The sequence below is a fragment of the Streptomyces sp. NPDC015139 genome (genome assembly GCF_043079785.1).
GTDB classification, from domain to species: Bacteria; Actinomycetota; Actinomycetes; order Streptomycetales; family Streptomycetaceae; genus Streptomyces; species Streptomyces albidocamelliae.
Genome location: NZ_JBIBUW010000007.1, coordinates 394,377 through 410,038, shown reverse-complemented (window position 1 = coordinate 410,038; position 15,662 = coordinate 394,377). Strand labels below are relative to the sequence as shown.

Genomic DNA, 15,662 nt, shown 5'->3' with positions numbered 1-15,662 from the left:
GGCCGGGACCGGCCTCAGCGGGTCCGGCGCAGTGAACGTGCGCCGCGGGCCGCCGAGTCGATGAGCAGGGCGAGGCAGGCCGCGGCGGCCGGGACCAGGAACGCGGCCGCGGGGGAGAGGTGTTCGGCCGCCCAGCCGCCCAGCGCCGAACCACCGGCCACCCCGGCGAGCAGCCCGGTCACCACCAGGCTCATGCCCTCGTTGAGCCGGTCCGGCGGAGTACGTCCCTGCACCAGCGTCATCGCCGTCACCATGGTCGGCGCGGTCGCCATCCCCGCCACCAGCAGCGACCCCGCCAGCACCGGCAGGGAACCGGCCAGCGTCGCGGACAGCCACGGCAGGGTCATCAGCACGGCCATCGCCGCCAGACACCGGGTCAGGCCGAGCCCGGCCGGCTTCACCGCCCCGTACACCAGGCCCGCCGCGCACGAGCCTGCCGCCTGGAGGGCGAGCACCGCGCCCGCCGCGGCCCGGTGCCCCTGCGCGTCGGCGTAGGCGATCGTGACGACCTCCATCGAGCCGAACACCGCGCCCGTGGCCGTGAAGCAGGCCAGCAGCGGCGGGATGCCGGGGCTGCGCAGTGGTGACGGCGCCTTCGAACGGGCCAGGGGCGGCGGCTCGGTCGCCCGCTGCGCCGTGAAGAGCAGCATGCCGGTCAGCAGCAGCACCGCACCGGCGAGCGTGCCCGCCTCCGGGAAGAACGTGCCGGTCAGGAAGGACGCGAGGACCGGCCCCAGCATGAAGCACAGTTCGTCGGCGGCCTGCTCGAAGGAGTTCGCGGTGTGCAGCGCGGCCGGGTCGTCCCGGAGCAGGTGCGCCCACCGGGCGCGGGACAGACCACCGGTGTTGGGGGTCGCCGCCGTGGCCGCGTAGGCGGCGAACAGCGTCCAGTCGGGAGCGCCGTAGCGCACGCACAGCAGCAGCGCCAGGCTGCCGAGCACGGCGACGAGCGTGGCCGGCACGGCCACCCGCGCCTGCCCGTGCCGGTCGACGAGCCGGGCCGTCCAGGGGCCGGCCAGCGCGGTCGCGGCGAGCCCGGTGGCGGTGACGGCACCGGCGAGGGCGTACGAGCCCCGGGACCCGGCGATCATCACGACGGCGCTCACGGAGAACATGCCCATCGGAAGCCGGGCGAGGAGGTTGCCGGTGGTGAAGGCGCGGGCGCCCGGAAGGGAGAACAGACGGCGGTAGCCGACTCTCGGGGGTGCTGCGGCCGGTGTCCGCCCGGCCTCGGTGGTCTGTTGCGGCATGGCTCCACGGTCACCCGCGGTGGATCACCCGGTCCAACACCTTCTCGGCGCCGATTGACGCACCTGTGTTGTAAGTTCGCCGCCATGTCCGCGCCCGCCCACATAGACCCCCGCCTGCTGCGCGCCTTCGTCGCCGTCGCCGAGGAACTCCACTTCACCCGGGCCGCCGCCCGCCTCTACATCGCCCAACAGGCGCTCAGCCGGGACGTACGGCGGCTGGAGCGGGAGCTGGGCGTGGAGCTGTTCGTGCGGACCACCCGGCAGGTGACCCCGACCGCCGACGGCGAGCGACTGCTGCCGCACGCGCGGCGGGTTCTCGCCGCCCAGGACGACCTGCTCGCCGCGTTCGGACAGGCCCGCCCGCTGCTCGTGGACCTCAACTCGCCGGGTCTGGCCACCGGCCGCCGAGTGCTGCACCGGGCGCGGGAACTCGCCCCGGACTGCGAGCTGATGGCCCGTTACGAGAGCGGCCTCACCGGAGCGGCCGCCGAACTGCTGGCGGGCCGGCTGGACGCCTCCTTCGGTCGTTGGGCCGGCCTGGAACCGGCCCTGCGGTCCGGTCTGGAGCAGCAGCCGGTGCGCTACGAGCCGATGGCCGTCGTCCTGCCCGAGGAGCATCCGCTCGCGGGCCTGCCCCGGGTGCCGGTCGCCGCGCTCGCCGGGGAGGAGGTGTACGCCGGTGCCGGGAACCCGCGCACCCGCGAGTGGACCGATCTGGCCCGTCACCTCTTCGAGGGACACGGCATCCGGCTCGCCTCACCCCTTCCGCTGGCCGTCGGGGACGAGGAGTTCGTGCGGATCATGGCCAAGACCCGTAACCCGGTCCTGGCCGTGGTGGACTTTCCGGCCATGCCGGGAACGGTTCGCCGGCCCCTCGTCGATCCGGTGCCGCTCTCGCCCGTCTCCCTGGTCTGGCGGAAGGGGCTGGTCCACCCGGGACTGGACGCGCTGCGCAGGGCGGCGGCCGAGCTCGCGGAGGCGGAACAGTGGCTGCGACGGCCCGAGGATGGATGGATTCCGGCCATTGATGATGGTGTGATGAGCGTCCAAAGGTGACACGTGGCGAACACGACTCCCCCGCGTGCGCTACATTCATGGCCCGGGCACATTGTGGTAAAGGGGGCGCTCGGGCCGGGTGGGGGCCTGGTTCGGTCGACGGGTGCGCGGGTCGTGAGCGCTTCCGGAACAGTCCCGTGGGGGGATGTGCGCGCGTGAAAGAGTGGCGAGAAGACGCCCAACCGGAACAGCCCGAAGTCGCATCAGTGACGCGGGACCTGCCGGTGACGGGGGGTGACACCCATGCCTCGTCGGAGAGCGGAACGTTCCCGGCGAACGGGACCTTCCCGGAGTCCGGGGCCTTTCCCGGTGGGGGGCGTTTTCAGGACAGAGAACCGTTCGACGGCATACGCCGGGGCGGTCGCACCGCCCTGACCGATGCCGGCGAGACGGTCGCGATCCCGCGGCCGCCCGCGCAGCGGACCGCTCCCCGCGGTGTCCCGAGACCGGCCGACTTCCGCCGGGCGCCGGCACGCGACGAGGAACGGACCACCGTCCTGCCCCCGGCCGCCGAAGCCGAGCGGACCGCCGTGCTGCCCGCGGCCACCGGCCACGGGTACTCCCCGGCACCGCACCCGGCGGCCGCCGGGCGGACCGCCGCCCCCGCGGGCGCCCGCGGCCCACGGACGTCCACCGGCACCCTCCGCGATCCCTGGGACGAGTCCGCGACGACCGCGGCCGACTCGATGTCCGCGCCGGCGGCCGGCGCCACCGCCGCGCGGACCGGCGACGCCACGCACGACCCGCACGAGGTGACGGTCCAGCTCGACGCCGTCCAGCTCGGCGACGTACGGCTGAGCCCGGCCGCCGGGGCCGCGCGCGGTGCCGACGCCGACGGGCCGGTCTTCGTCGACGAGTCGGGCCGCCGCAGCCGCCGCTTCCGCCGTATCGGCATGCTGGTGGCCGTCGCCTGCGCGGTCTACGCCGTCGTCATCGTCGCCACCCTGATGTCCGGCAGCTCCGACGCGCCGTGGCTGCCGGTGCCCGGCCAGAACGAGCAGGCTCCGGCCGGCCGGGTCGGCACCTCACCGGCGCCCGCCGACTCGGCCCGGCCCTCCGCCACCGGCACCGGCAGTGCCGCACCCGACGACACGGTGGCGCCGAGCGACGGCTCCACCGCCGTGCCCGGCGCCACCGCCCAGGTGCCCGACAGCGGCGAGGACGTCGACGTGGTCGACCGGGGCGGCTCGCCCGACGCGCGCCCGTCGGCCGAACAGACCACCAAGGGCACGGGCGGCAAGGACAGTTCGTCCCCCCGCGCCACCCCCTCCACCCCGGCGAACAGCACCGAGACCGCCCCGAGCGGCCCGGCCACCGAAACCGCCGACCCCTCCGAGCCCGCGGCCTCCGGCGGCGGCGACCTCGGCGGCGCACTCACCCACCGGCCGGTCGCCGAGGGCCCGCAGGCCCCGGCACCCGTCGCGGCGGAGCCGGTGTCCGCCGGCTCCTCGAACCTCCCGTCCCCGGAGCACAACCTCTGATGGCATCCCGTATCCGCCGTCACGGTCCCGCATCGGGAGCCCGTGACGGCTCCCGGCGCCGACGCCTGCCCATGCGCCTGCTGCTGCCGCTGCTCCTCCTCGTCGCGCTCGTGGCGATGCTGATGCTGCGCGGCTACGTCCACAGCGAGATCCTGGCCGACCACCGCATCCAGCCCGAGGCCGCCACCGACAAGGTGCCGGAGAAGATCCTCGAGGGCGGGCCGATCATCGACACCCGCAGCGGCCGTACCACCAGCCTGGGCGTCCCCGACCACCGTCTCGTCCTCACCTTCGACGACGGTCCCGACCCCGAGTGGACCCCGAAGGTCCTCGACGTGCTGAAGAAGCACCACGCGCACGCCGTCTTCTTCGTGACCGGCACCATGACCTCCCGCTACCCGGAGCTGGTCAAGCGGATGGTGGACGAGGGCCACGAGGTCGGCCTGCACACCTTCAACCACCCCGACCTGTCCTTCCAGAGCAAGAAGCGCATCGACTGGGAGCTGTCCACCAACCAGCTCGCCATCACCGGCGCCGCCGGCGTGCGCACCTCGCTGTTCCGGCCGCCGTACTCCTCCTTCGCCGACGCCATGGACGACAAGTCCTGGCCGGTCACCGAGTACATCGGCACCCGCGGCTACATCACCGTCGTCAACAACACCGACAGCGAGGACTGGAAGAAGCCCGGCGTCGACGAGATCATCCGCCGGGCCACCCCGCACGGCGGCAAGGGCGCGATCGTCCTGATGCACGACTCCGGCGGCGACCGGCACCAGACCGTGCAGGCGCTGGACACGTTCCTGCCCACGCTCCAGCAGCAGGGCTACCGGTTCGACAACCTCACCGAGGCACTGGGCGCCGACAGCGCCCTCACCCAGGTGTCCGGGCTCGACCTGTGGAAGGGCAAGGCCTGGATCTTCCTGGTCTCCGCCGCGGACGGCATCACGTCCGTGATGGTCGTCGGTCTCGCCGTGATCGGCTTCCTGGTCATCTCCCGGTTCGTGCTGATGCTGCTGCTGTCCGCCGCCCACGCCCGCCGGGTGCGCCGCAAGGGCTTCCGCTGGGGGCCGGCGGTGACCGAACCGGTGTCGGTGCTGGTGCCCGCGTACAACGAGGCCAAGTGCATCGAGAACACGGTGCGTTCCCTCATGGCGAGCGAGCATCCGATCGAGGTCGTCGTCGTCGACGACGGGTCCACGGACGGCACCGCGCGGATCGTCGAGGCGATGGGCCTGCCCAACGTGCGGGTCGTGCGCCAGCTGAACGCGGGCAAGCCCGCCGCCCTCAACCGGGGCCTGGCGAACGCCCGGCACGACCTGATCGTGATGATGGACGGCGACACCGTCTTCGAGCCGTCCACGGTCCGCGAACTCGTCCAGCCCTTCGGCGACCCGCGCGTCGGCGCCGTCGCCGGCAACGCCAAGGTGGGCAACCGCGACTCGCTCATCGGCGCCTGGCAGCACATCGAGTACGTGATGGGCTTCAACCTGGACCGCCGGATGTACGACGTCCTGCGCTGCATGCCGACGATCCCGGGCGCGGTCGGGGCGTTCCGCAGGTCCGCCCTCCAGCGCGTGGGCGGCATGAGCGACGACACGCTCGCCGAGGACACCGACATCACGATGGCCCTCCACCGCGACGGCTGGCGGGTCGTCTACGCCGAGGACGCGCGCGCGTGGACCGAGGCCCCCGAGTCCGTGCAGCAGCTGTGGTCCCAGCGCTACCGCTGGTCGTACGGCACCATGCAGGCGATCTGGAAGCACCGCCGGGCCCTGGTGGACCGGGGTCCGGCGGGCCGCTTCGGCCGGGTGGGCCTGCCGCTGGTCTCCCTGTTCATGGTGCTGGCCCCGCTCCTGGCGCCGCTGATCGACGTGTTCCTGCTCTACGGCGTGGTCTTCGGCCCGACCCAGAAGACGATCGTCGCCTGGCTGGGCGTCCTCGCCATCCAGGCGTTCTGCGCGGCCTACGCGTTCCGCCTGGACAAGGAGCGCATGACCCACCTGATCTCGCTGCCCCTGCAGCAGATCCTCTACCGCCAACTCATGTACGTCGTGCTGCTCCAGTCCTGGATCACGGCGCTCACCGGCGGCCGGCTGCGCTGGCAGAAGCTCCGGCGCACGGGCGTCGTCGAGGCCCCCGGCGGGCCGGTGCCGACCCAGCGCAGACGCCAGAGCAGCAGTGATCGGAGGCCCGTGGCATGACCCACGGATACACGACCGGAACGCCCGAGTCGACGCCGTCGTACGGCTTCCCGCAGCAGCGGACCGCGGAGCCCGCCCCGGCTCCCCAGGGCACCCCGGCCGCGCAGGGCACCCCGGCCGCGCAGGGCGCTCCGGCCGCGCAGGGCGCTCCGGCGCCCGCTCCGGCGCCCGCGCCGAAGAAGCCGGGCCGTGACCGCTACCTGGACCTGCTGCGCTCGATCGCGCTGGTCCGCGTGGTCGTCTACCACCTGTTCGGCTGGGCCTGGCTGACGGTCCTGTTCCCCTCCATGGGCGTGATGTTCGCGCTCGCGGGCTCGCTGATGGCGCGTTCCCTGAACCGCCCCGCGGCCGGTGTGATCAAGAGCAGGGTGCGCCGGCTGCTGCCGCCCCTGTGGGCGTTCAGCGTCGTCGCGCTGACGCTGATGTTCGCGGGTGGCTGGAACCCGGTGAAGGACCCGGACAACGGCGGCACCTGGGGCCTGATCAAGCTCGTCGACTACGTCATCCCGTTCGGCGCACCGCCGTTCCCCTGGCACATCGGCTCCAAGTCGGGCCTGCTGGAGGACACCTGGGCGGTGCAGGCGGCCGGCCCGCTCTGGTACCTGCGCGCCTACCTCGTGTTCGTGGTGGCCTCGCCCCTGCTGCTCCGGGCGTTCCGCCGCTTCCCCTGGCCGACCGTGTTCGCCCCGCTGGTGCTGACGGCGATCGTCGGCACGGGCATCGTCACGATCCCCGGCGAGACCGGCAACGCGGTCACGGACTTCGCCGTCTACGGCGGCTGCTGGGTGCTGGGCTTCGCCCACCACGACGGTCTGCTGGCGAAGATCCCCCGCTATGTCGCGGTCTCCGTCTCGGCGCTGCTGATGGCCTTCGGACTGTGGTGGGCCTCCGGCCACCTGGGCCCCGACGGCTGGGACCTCAACGACATCCCGCTCGCCCAGGCCCTGTGGTCGTTCGGGTTCGTGGTGATCCTCCTGCAGTACTCCCCGTCCTGGCAGGAACTGCCCGGCCGGCTGGCCCGCTGGGACAAGCTGGTGACGCTCTCCAACAACCGTGCCGTCACGATCTACCTGTGGCACAACATGCTGATCATGGCCACGGTGCCGATCATCGACCAGGCCTACAACCTGCCGTTCATGCAGAGCGACCGGGCGGTGGCGGCCCTCGACACCACCTACATGATCTGGATGTTCTTCCTGGTCTGGCCGCTGATCGGCCTGACCGTCCTGGCCTTCGGCTGGATCGAGGACATCGCGGCCAAGCGCGGCCCGCGCCTGTGGCCGAACGGGGCGAAGCGGGGCGGGGGCCGGCGCAAGGCGGCCTGACCGGCGACCCCACGGCGCGAGCGCGGCCCTCACCGGCCGCGCTCCGCCCGCGTGAGAGCAACGTTCCCTTCCCTTCACCCGTCGCCACAGGCAGGAAACGCGCCTTCCCTACCTTCGGGACCAGCCAGTCACCGGCATCCGGCCCCGAACCACCGTGGAGGCGTCATGACAGCCCCGAGCACAGCCCCCGCCGCGAGCAGGAGGGGCCGCTGGATCGAGCACTGGGATCCGGAGGACGAGGCCTTCTGGAAGGAGCGCGGCGAGAGGACCGCCCGGCGGAACCTGTTCTTCTCCGTCCTCTGCGAGCACATCGGGTTCTCGGTCTGGACGATGTGGTCCGTGCTGGTGCTGTTCATGGGCCCGGAGTACGGGCTGAGCCCGGCCGACAAGTTCCTGCTGACCTCGGTGGTCACCCTGGTCGGTGCCGTCGTCCGGGTGCCGTACACCTTCGCCGTGGCGCTCTTCGGCGGCCGGAACTGGACCGTCGTCTCGGCGGCCCTGCTGATCGTGCCCACCGTCGCCGCGTTCGCGGTGATGGAACCGGGGACCTCCTTCACCACGTTCCTGATCGTGGGGCTGCTGGCCGGCATCGGCGGCGGCAACTTCGCCTCCTCCATGACCAACATCAACGCCTTCTTCCCGCTGCGGAAGAAAGGGTGGGCGCTCGGTCTCAACGCGGGCGGCGGCAACATCGGCGTGCCCGTCGTCCAGCTCGTCGCGCTCGCCGTCATCGGCGCGAGCGGAGGCCCGCGCGTCCTGCTCGGGATCTACATCCCGCTGATCGTCGTCGCGGCCGTCCTCGCCGCGCTGTTCATGGACAACCTGGCGTCCGTGCGCAACGACACCGGCGCGGCCCGGGACGCCGCACGGGACGCCCACACGTGGATCATGGCCTTCCTCTACGTCGGGACGTTCGGGTCCTTCATCGGGTACAGCTTCGCCTTCGGGCAGGTGCTGACGAACCAGTTCGGGCGCACCCCGCTGCAGGCCGCCTACCTCACCTTCATCGGCCCGCTGCTCGGCTCCCTCGTCCGGCCCGTGGGCGGCCGGCTCGCCGACCGGTTCGGCGGTGCCCGGATCACCCTGTGGAACTATGTCGGCATGGCCGCCGCCACCGCCGTCCTCCTCGTCGCCGGCATGCAGAAGTCGCTGGCGGTGTTCGTGCCCGTCTTCGTCGTCCTGTTCGTGCTCAGCGGGCTCGGCAACGGGTCGACGTACAAGATGATCCCCGGCATCTTCCAGGCCAAGGCCCTCGCCCGGGGGCTGACGGGCGAGGAGGCCGCCGGTCAGGCACGACGGCTGTCGGGTGCCGCGATGGGGCTCATCGGGGCGGTGGGCGCGCTGGGCGGCGTCGGCATCAACCTCGCCTTCCGGCAGTCCTTCCTGTCCTACGGCTCCGGCACCGGCGCGTTCGCCGCGTTCCTCGCCTTCTACGGCGTCTGCTTCGCGGTCACCTGGGCCGTATACCTTCGCCGCCCGGCCGGGCGGGTTCCGGCCACGCCGGCCGCATCGGAGACGAAGGACCAGCTCAGCTATGCCGAGGTGTGACGTAACACCGGTGACATCGAGCCGAACCGAGCCTGTCACGAGCTGTTGACAGGCTCGGTTCGGCGTGCCGGTCAGCTAGGAGAGCCATGGACGACGAAGAGCAGCAGCACGGTCCCCTCGCGGGATTCAGCGTGGGGGTCACCGCGGCACGCCGGGCCGACGAACTGGGCGCCCTGCTCCAGCGGCGCGGCGCCGTCGTGCTGCACGCGCCCGCCCTGCGGATCGTGCCGCTCGCGGACGACGGCGAACTCCTCGCCGCCACCAAGGACATCCTCGACCAGGTGCCGGACGTGGTCGTGGCCACCACCGCGATCGGCTTCCGCGGCTGGGTCGAGGCCGCCGACGGCTGGGGGCTCGGCGAGGAGCTGCTCGGCCGGCTGCGGGGGGCCGAGCTGCTGGCCCGCGGCCCCAAGGTCAAGGGGGCGATCCGGGCGGCCGGGCTGACGGAGGAGTGGTCGCCGTCGTCGGAGTCCATGGCCGAGGTGCTCGACCGGCTCCTGGACGAGGGCGTCGACGGGCGCCGCGTCGCCGTGCAGCTGCACGGCGAGCCGCTGCCCGGGTTCGTGGAGGCGCTCCGGGCCGGGGGAGCGGAGGTCGTGCCGGTGCCGGTGTACCGCTGGCTGCCGCCGGAGGACGTCGGCCCGCTCGACCGGCTGCTGGACGCGGCCGTCTCCCGCGGACTCGACGCCCTCACCTTCACCAGCGCGCCGGCCGCGGTCTCCCTGCTCACGCGGGCGGAGGAACGGGGCCTGACGGGTGAGCTGCTCGCGGCCCTCGGCCACGACGTGCTGGCGGCCTGCGTCGGCCCGGTCACGGCCGTGCCCCTCCAGGCGCGCGGGGTGGACACCGTACAGCCGGAGCGGTTCCGGCTCGGGCCGCTCGTGCAGCTGCTGTGCCAGGAACTGCCGGCCCGGGCGCGGGCGTTGCCGGTCGCCGGGCACCGGATGGAGATCCGGGGGCACGCGGTGCTGGTGGACGGGGAGCTGAAGCCGGTGCCGCCGGCCGGGATGTCACTGCTGCGGACGCTGGCCCGGCGGCCTGGCTGGGTGGTGCCACGGGCGGAGCTGCTGCGGGCGCTGCCCGGCGCCGGGCGCGACGAGCACGCGGTGGAGACCGCCATGGCCCGGCTCCGTGGCGCCCTGGGGACGCCGAAGCTGATCCAGACCGTGGTCAAGCGCGGGTACCGGCTGGCGCTGGACCCGGCCGCGGACGCGAAGTACGCGGACGACTAGCAGGGAGCACCCGGACGACCAGGGGGGATTCGCTCGGATCCGGCCGGCACGGGCCACAGTGTCCGGTGCGGGGCGCCGGCCCGGGCGGCCGCGCCCGTCCGCAGCAGCGCCCGGGCCAGGCAGCCCAGCGCCACCGTCGACAGCACCGCCCGGACGACGTTCCACGCCACCCACGGGCCCTCGAAGTGCTCCCTGAGCGAGGCCGGGGTGCCCCCGCCCGCCAGCGCGTCGTTCAGCGGGATGCTGAACGCCACGGTGACGAGGAACGCCAGCGTGTACGCCACCAGGGCCGCCCCCGCCCAGCGGCCGCCCGCCGAGCCGCGCAGCTGCCACGCCGAGACCGCCGTCAGCACCAGCGCCCCCATGAAGCTCAGGAAGAACACCGGGTTCTGGATCACGTCGTTGATGTCGCGCATGACCGCGACGTACGTCCGGTCGTCCGCGCGGGCCAGCGCGGGCATCACCGCGCAGGCGAAGGCGTAGAAGACCCCGGCGATCAGCCCCATGGCGACGGTGGCGGCGCCCAGCACGGTCCGGCCGGCCCGTGCCGGCCGCGGTGTTTCCCTCGGATGCGTCATGTCCTCCAGCCAACCCGCACGGCCCCGCCGGGGACATGGCCGAGGCGCGCACCCGCATACGCGGGCGTCCAGCCACGCCGGCGCCCGTCCGCCGTACCGGCGGCGGTACGAGGGGTTCCTCAGACGTGCCCGGGCGGGCACTGTGAGAGGTGCGACGGAACGGTTCCCCCTGTCCTAGGCGGTGACAGGCACATGGCACTGGGTACGGCCACGCCCCCGAACGAGCCGCGGTTCGACGCCGGGCGGATCTGTCTGGATCTCCTCGCGACCGCGCATCCGGCCGAACGGCTGGACGCCGTCGGTCCGTTGCGCGCCTGGATCACCGGCGCCGCACTGGTGCCGCCGGGCACACCGCTGGTCCACGCCGACGCCTCCTGGCTGGTGGGCTTCAGGGAACTGCGCGGACAGATCGGGCAGTTGGTGCGCACCCCGCAGACGGCCGACCCGCGGACGTACGAGCGCGCGCTCGCCCGGGTCAACGAGACCGCCCGCGCGGCCCCGCCCGCCCCGCGCGCGGTGCGCGGCGCCGACGGCACGCTGGTCCGGGAGCTGGCCGGTCCGCCGGAGTGCGCGGCCCTGATCGCGGTGGTCGCCCGGGACGCGGTCGAGCTGCTCACCGACCCCGTCGCGCGGGCCGCCGTGCGCGAGTGCGAGGGCGACAACTGCCCGCTCGTGTACCTGGACACCTCCCGCGGGCGGCGCCGGCGCTGGTGCTCCAGCGAGGTCTGCGGCAACCGCGAGCGGGTCGCCCGGCACCGGCGCCGGGCGGCGCTCGCCCGCGCCTGAGGGGCCCCGAGGGGGCCATATCGCAAGTGATTTCGGTTACACCACGTTTTTGTTGGTGTCTACACGGGTAGTTCGCAGGGTCTCCGGCGATGTGTCGGAAATGTAAAGATCACGCGGTGGGAATGTGCACCCATGTCCCCCTCGTCACGTCACCACGGAGAAATCTGTCACTCCGGTTTGAACGCCCGGCCCCTTCCTTCCGTACGGGTGGGCGAGCGACCGACTGGGGGAACCCCCGGACACCGGAGGTGGGCGTGCGCAAGGATGCGGCCGTGGCCAATGAACGTGGATCGAGGGCCCGACATCGCATGTCCTCAATGCCCTCGGAACCTGACGAGGAGCTGATGCGTGCCCTGTACCGGGAGCACGCCGGACCTCTGCTCGCGTATGTCCTCCGGCTGGTCGCCGGTGATCGGCAGCGCGCCGAGGACGTCGTACAGGAAACGCTCATCCGTGCCTGGAAGAACGCCGGTCAGCTCAATCGGGCGACCGGATCGGTACGCCCCTGGCTGGTGACGGTCGCGCGCCGCATCGTCATCGACGGCCACCGCAGCCGGCAGGCCCGGCCGCAGGAGGTCGATCCGTCGCCGCTGGAGGTCATCCCCGCGGAGGACGAGATCGACAAGGCGCTGTGGCTGATGACGCTGTCGGACGCGCTCGACGACCTGACCCCGGCCCACCGGGAGGTCCTCGTCGAGACGTACTTCAAGGGGCGTACCGTCAACGAGGCGGCCGAGACGCTGGGCATTCCGAGTGGCACCGTCCGCTCCCGGGTGTTCTACGCCCTGCGGTCGATGAAGCTGGCACTGGAGGAGCGGGGGGTGACGGCGTGATGAGCAGCGGATACGGGGGAATGCAAGGATTCGGACCGGGTGGTCCGGGTATTTCTGGACCCATGAACCCCAGCCAGGGATCTTCGGTGCCGAGCGAGCACGAGACCGTCGGTGCCTACGCCCTCGGGATTCTCGACGACGCCGAGGCAACCGCTTTCGAGACCCATCTGGCCGGCTGCGAGTGGTGCGCCCAGCAGCTGGACGAACTGGCCGGGATGGAGCCGATGCTGGCCGCGCTCGCGGACCTGCCGGGCTCCGGCAGTACCCCGGCGATCGGCGAGTCGCTGTCGGCGAAGCCCAGTCCCCGGCTGGTGGAGAAGCTGGTCGACGAGGTCTCCGAGCACCGCGCCCAGAAGCGCCGGCGCAGCTTCTACATGATCGCGGCGGCGGCCGCGCTGATCATCGCCGGCCCGCTCGCCGCGGCGGCGGTGAACAGTGGCTCGGACAGCGGTGGGCAGGTCACCGCCTCCCCGGCCCAGGACCAGTTCCGGACCATGGCCGACAAGGCGTCGGGCACCGACCCGTCGACCCACGTCAGCGCCACCGTCGGCATGGCGCAGAAGGCCTGGGGCACCCAGGCGGTCCTGGAGCTGAAGAACGTCAAGGGCCCGCTCAAGTGCTCCCTGGTCCTGGTCGCCAAGAACGGCCAGCGCGTCACCATGTCGTCGTGGTCCGTGCCGAACTGGGGCTACGGCATCCAGGACGGCAAGACACCGGAGTCCAAGAAGCCCCTCTACATCGGCGGAGCCGCGGCCTTCCAGCCGAACGAGATCGACCACTTCGAGGTCGTCACCTTCGAGGGCAAGAAGCTCGTCCAGGTGGACGCGTAGACGGCGTAGCTTTGTCGGGTCCCCTTCGCGTACGGTTGACGGCTGCCCAGCACGTCAGAAGGGGGCCCGGTGGCCGCTCAGGTTCAGCAGTCCGCGGTCGACCCGGTACACGGCGAAGACTCCGTCCGTGACCGGGAGATCAGCGTCGAACAGGAACACCTGGACCGGGTGTACCAGCGGCTCGAGGAGAAGATCCACGAAGCCGAGTTCCTGATGCACGACGCGGCCAAGCGCGGCCAGGTGGGCACCCCGGGCGCGCTGGCCGAGCGGGACGCGCAGGTCTTCCGGGCCGGCATCCACCTGAACCGGCTCAACAACGAGTTCGAGGACTTCCTCTTCGGCCGCATCGACCTGCTGCTCGGCAAGGACGGCAAGAAGGGCCCCGACGGCGCCTACACGGCGGTGGAGCCGGCGGAGGGCGCCGTGCGGCCGGACAACACCGCCGACATCGCCGAGACCCTGCACATCGGCCGCATCGGCGTCCTCGACCAGGACTACTCCCCGCTGGTCATCGACTGGCGGGCGCCCGCGGCCGCACCCTTCTACCGGGCCACGCCCGTCGACCCCGGCCGGGTCGTCAGGCGCCGGGTCATCCGCTCCAAGGGCCGCCGGGTCCTCGGGGTCGAGGACGACCTGATGCGCCCCGAGCTGACCGCCCGCCTCGACGGCCGCACCCTGCCCGCGATCGGCGACGGCGCCCTCATGGCCGCCCTCGGCCAGGCCCGCAGCCACACCATGCGGGACATCGTCTCGTCCATCCAGGCGGAGCAGGACCTGGTCATCCGCGCCCCCGCCGCCTCCGTCACCTACGTGGAGGGCGGCCCCGGCACCGGCAAGACCGCGGTCGCCCTGCACCGCGCGGCCTACCTGCTCTACCAGGACCGCAGACGCTACGCGGGGGGCATCCTGATCGTCTCCCCGACCCCGCTGCTCGTCGCCTACACCGAGGGCGTGCTGCCCTCGCTCGGCGAGGAGGGCCAGGTCGCGATCCGCGCGATCGGCTCCCTGGTCGACGGCGCGGAGGCCACCCTCTACGACTCCCCGTCCGTGGCCCGCGCCAAGGGCTCGTACCGGATGCTGAAGGTGCTGCGGAAGGCGGCCCGCGGCGCCCTGGAGCTGGGCCCCGGCGGTGGCGCGCCCGCCGGGCAGCTCGCCCTCGACGACGACATCGAGGCCGGGGCCGTGCCCGCGAGCGGCCCGCCGGCCCGGCTGCGGGTGGTCGCCTTCAACCGCCGCCTCGAACTGGAGGCCGGTGAGCTGGAACGCATCCGCCGCAACGCCCTCGGCGGCACCGCCCCGGTCAACCTGCTCCGCCCGCGCGCCCGCAAGCTGCTGCTGGACGCCCTGTGGGCGAGATCCGGTGCCGCGGGCCGGCACACCGACCCGGAGCTCGCCGCCGAACTGCGCTCCTCCTTCGACGAGGACGTCGCGAGCGAGGACCCCTTCATCGCGTTCCTCGACGCCTGGTGGCCCGAGCTGACCCCCAAGGCGGTGCTCGCCGCCATGGCGGACGAGAAGCGCCTCGGCCGCTGGGCCCGCCGCATCCTCAACCCCGGTGAGGTCCGCAAGGTCGCCCGCGCCCTGAAGCGGGACGGTCACTCGGTGCACGACATCGCCATGCTGGACGAGCTGCAGGCGATCCTCGGCGCCCCGGCCCGCCCCCGCAAGAAGCGCGAATTCGACCCGTTGGACCAGCTCACCGGCCTGGAGGAGCTGATGCCGGTGCGCGAGGAGTCGCAGCGGGAGCGCGCCGAGCGCCTCGCGCAGGAGCGCACCGAGTACGCGCACGTCATCGTGGACGAGGCGCAGGACCTCACCCCGATGCAGTGGCGCATGGTCGGCCGCCGCGGACGGCACGCCACCTGGACGGTCGTCGGCGACCCGGCCCAGTCCTCCTGGTCCGACCCGGACGAGGCGGCCGAGGCCCGCGACGAGGCCCTCGGCACCCGCCCCCGGCGCCGCTTCCAGCTCACCGTGAACTACCGCAACCCCGCCGAGATCGCCGAGCTGGCCGCGAGGGTCCTCGCGCTCGCCATGCCCGGCTCCGAGGCGCCGTCGGCCGTACGGTCCACCGGGGTCGAGCCGCGCTTCACCGTCGTGCGGGACTCCCTTCCGCGGACCGTGCGGGCCGAGGCCGAGCGGCTGCTCGCGGCCGTGGACGGCACGATCGGCGTGGTCGTCGCGATGAACCGGCGCGAGGAGGCCCGCCGCTGGCTGGCCGGGCTCGGCGACCGGGTCGTGGCGCTCGGCAGCCTGGAGGCCAAGGGCCTGGAGTACGACGCCACCGTCGTCGTCTCGCCCGCGGAGATCGCCGACGAGTCCCCGGCCGGGCTGCGCGTGCTGTACGTGGCGCTGACCCGGGCCACCCAGCAGCTGACGGTGGTGTCGGCGGAGCGGGACGAGCCGGACGAGGCCGGGGTGCCCGACCTGCTCAGGGACTGATTCCTGTGAACTCGGCGCAGAAGGAATGGCCCCGGGCATCCGTTTGTTAGCCTTGACGTGGCACCGGCCCGATCCAAGCCCCCGGGCCCAACCTTCGTCC

At 72.9% G+C, this 15,662-nt stretch carries 12 protein-coding genes; 10 read left to right on the top strand and 2 right to left on the bottom strand.

Annotated features, from left to right (window positions below; genetic code table 11):
* Positions 1 to 14: 14 nt before the first annotated feature.
* Entirely contained in the window at positions 15 to 1,250 is a 1,236-nt protein-coding gene (locus ACF08B_RS21805; RefSeq protein ID WP_392318859.1) for an MFS transporter, read from the bottom strand.
* Positions 1,251 to 1,334: 84 nt separating this feature from the next.
* On the opposite strand from ACF08B_RS21805, the gene ACF08B_RS21800 reads away from it, so the two are divergent.
* The 6 genes from ACF08B_RS21800 to ACF08B_RS21775 all read left to right on the top strand — a co-directional run bounded on the left by ACF08B_RS21800 (position 1,335) and on the right by ACF08B_RS21775 (position 10,093).
* The gene (locus tag ACF08B_RS21800) at positions 1,335 to 2,306 is read left to right on the top strand and encodes a LysR family transcriptional regulator (protein WP_392318858.1); all 972 of its coding nucleotides are present in this window, start codon (positions 1,335 to 1,337) and stop codon (positions 2,304 to 2,306) included.
* A gap of 224 nt (positions 2,307 to 2,530) precedes the next feature.
* Positions 2,531 to 3,787, top strand: a complete 1,257-nt coding sequence (locus ACF08B_RS21795) for a hypothetical protein (RefSeq protein WP_392318857.1) — start codon at positions 2,531 to 2,533, stop codon at positions 3,785 to 3,787.
* A complete protein-coding gene (locus ACF08B_RS21790) occupies positions 3,787 to 5,988 on the top strand; it encodes a glycosyltransferase (protein WP_392318856.1) in 2,202 nt (733 codons plus the stop codon). Before ACF08B_RS21795 ends, ACF08B_RS21790 begins: the two co-directional genes overlap by 1 nt.
* A complete protein-coding gene (locus tag ACF08B_RS21785; RefSeq protein WP_392318855.1) occupies positions 5,985 to 7,313 on the top strand; it encodes an acyltransferase in 1,329 nt (442 codons plus the stop codon). Before ACF08B_RS21790 ends, ACF08B_RS21785 begins: the two co-directional genes overlap by 4 nt.
* A gap of 165 nt (positions 7,314 to 7,478) precedes the next feature.
* Positions 7,479 to 8,861, top strand: a complete 1,383-nt coding sequence (locus ACF08B_RS21780) for a nitrate/nitrite transporter (protein WP_392318854.1) — start codon at positions 7,479 to 7,481, stop codon at positions 8,859 to 8,861.
* 86 nt (positions 8,862 to 8,947) lie between these two features.
* Complete coding sequence (locus ACF08B_RS21775) at positions 8,948 to 10,093, top strand: uroporphyrinogen-III synthase (protein WP_392318853.1); 1,146 nt, start codon at positions 8,948 to 8,950, stop codon at positions 10,091 to 10,093.
* On the opposite strand, the gene ACF08B_RS21770 is transcribed toward ACF08B_RS21775, so the two are convergent.
* On the bottom strand, positions 10,090 to 10,671 hold the full coding sequence (locus tag ACF08B_RS21770; protein ID WP_392318852.1) for a DUF1772 domain-containing protein: 582 nt from the start codon (positions 10,669 to 10,671) through the stop codon (positions 10,090 to 10,092). The genes ACF08B_RS21775 and ACF08B_RS21770 overlap by 4 nt on opposite strands.
* A gap of 192 nt (positions 10,672 to 10,863) precedes the next feature.
* On the opposite strand from ACF08B_RS21770, the gene ACF08B_RS21765 reads away from it, so the two are divergent.
* From ACF08B_RS21765 to ACF08B_RS21750, 4 genes are all read left to right on the top strand, one after another.
* On the top strand, positions 10,864 to 11,457 hold the full coding sequence (locus ACF08B_RS21765; protein ID WP_392318851.1) for a CGNR zinc finger domain-containing protein: 594 nt from the start codon (positions 10,864 to 10,866) through the stop codon (positions 11,455 to 11,457).
* Between the two features lie 248 nt (positions 11,458 to 11,705).
* Complete coding sequence (locus ACF08B_RS21760; protein WP_073900196.1) at positions 11,706 to 12,290, top strand: sigma-70 family RNA polymerase sigma factor; 585 nt, start codon at positions 11,706 to 11,708, stop codon at positions 12,288 to 12,290.
* 62 nt (positions 12,291 to 12,352) lie between these two features.
* Entirely contained in the window at positions 12,353 to 13,120 is a 768-nt protein-coding gene (locus ACF08B_RS21755; protein ID WP_392318850.1) for an anti-sigma factor family protein, read from the top strand.
* A gap of 69 nt (positions 13,121 to 13,189) precedes the next feature.
* Positions 13,190 to 15,562, top strand: a complete 2,373-nt coding sequence (locus ACF08B_RS21750; RefSeq protein ID WP_392318849.1) for a HelD family protein — start codon at positions 13,190 to 13,192, stop codon at positions 15,560 to 15,562.
* Positions 15,563 to 15,662: the final 100 nt, after the last annotated feature.

Coding starts and splice junctions, on each gene's coding strand:
- ACF08B_RS21805 (WP_392318859.1), bottom strand. CDS start 1,250: ATGCCGCAACAGACCACCGAGGCCGGGCGGACACCGGCCGCAGCACCC.
- ACF08B_RS21765 (WP_392318851.1), top strand. CDS start 10,864: ATGGCACTGGGTACGGCCACGCCCCCGAACGAGCCGCGGTTCGACGCC.
- ACF08B_RS21785 (WP_392318855.1), top strand. CDS start 5,985: ATGACCCACGGATACACGACCGGAACGCCCGAGTCGACGCCGTCGTAC.
- ACF08B_RS21790 (WP_392318856.1), top strand. CDS start 3,787: ATGGCATCCCGTATCCGCCGTCACGGTCCCGCATCGGGAGCCCGTGAC.
- ACF08B_RS21770 (WP_392318852.1), bottom strand. CDS start 10,671: ATGACGCATCCGAGGGAAACACCGCGGCCGGCACGGGCCGGCCGGACC.
- ACF08B_RS21800 (WP_392318858.1), top strand. CDS start 1,335: ATGTCCGCGCCCGCCCACATAGACCCCCGCCTGCTGCGCGCCTTCGTC.
- ACF08B_RS21775 (WP_392318853.1), top strand. CDS start 8,948: ATGGACGACGAAGAGCAGCAGCACGGTCCCCTCGCGGGATTCAGCGTG.
- ACF08B_RS21755 (WP_392318850.1), top strand. CDS start 12,353: ATGAACCCCAGCCAGGGATCTTCGGTGCCGAGCGAGCACGAGACCGTC.
- ACF08B_RS21780 (WP_392318854.1), top strand. CDS start 7,479: ATGACAGCCCCGAGCACAGCCCCCGCCGCGAGCAGGAGGGGCCGCTGG.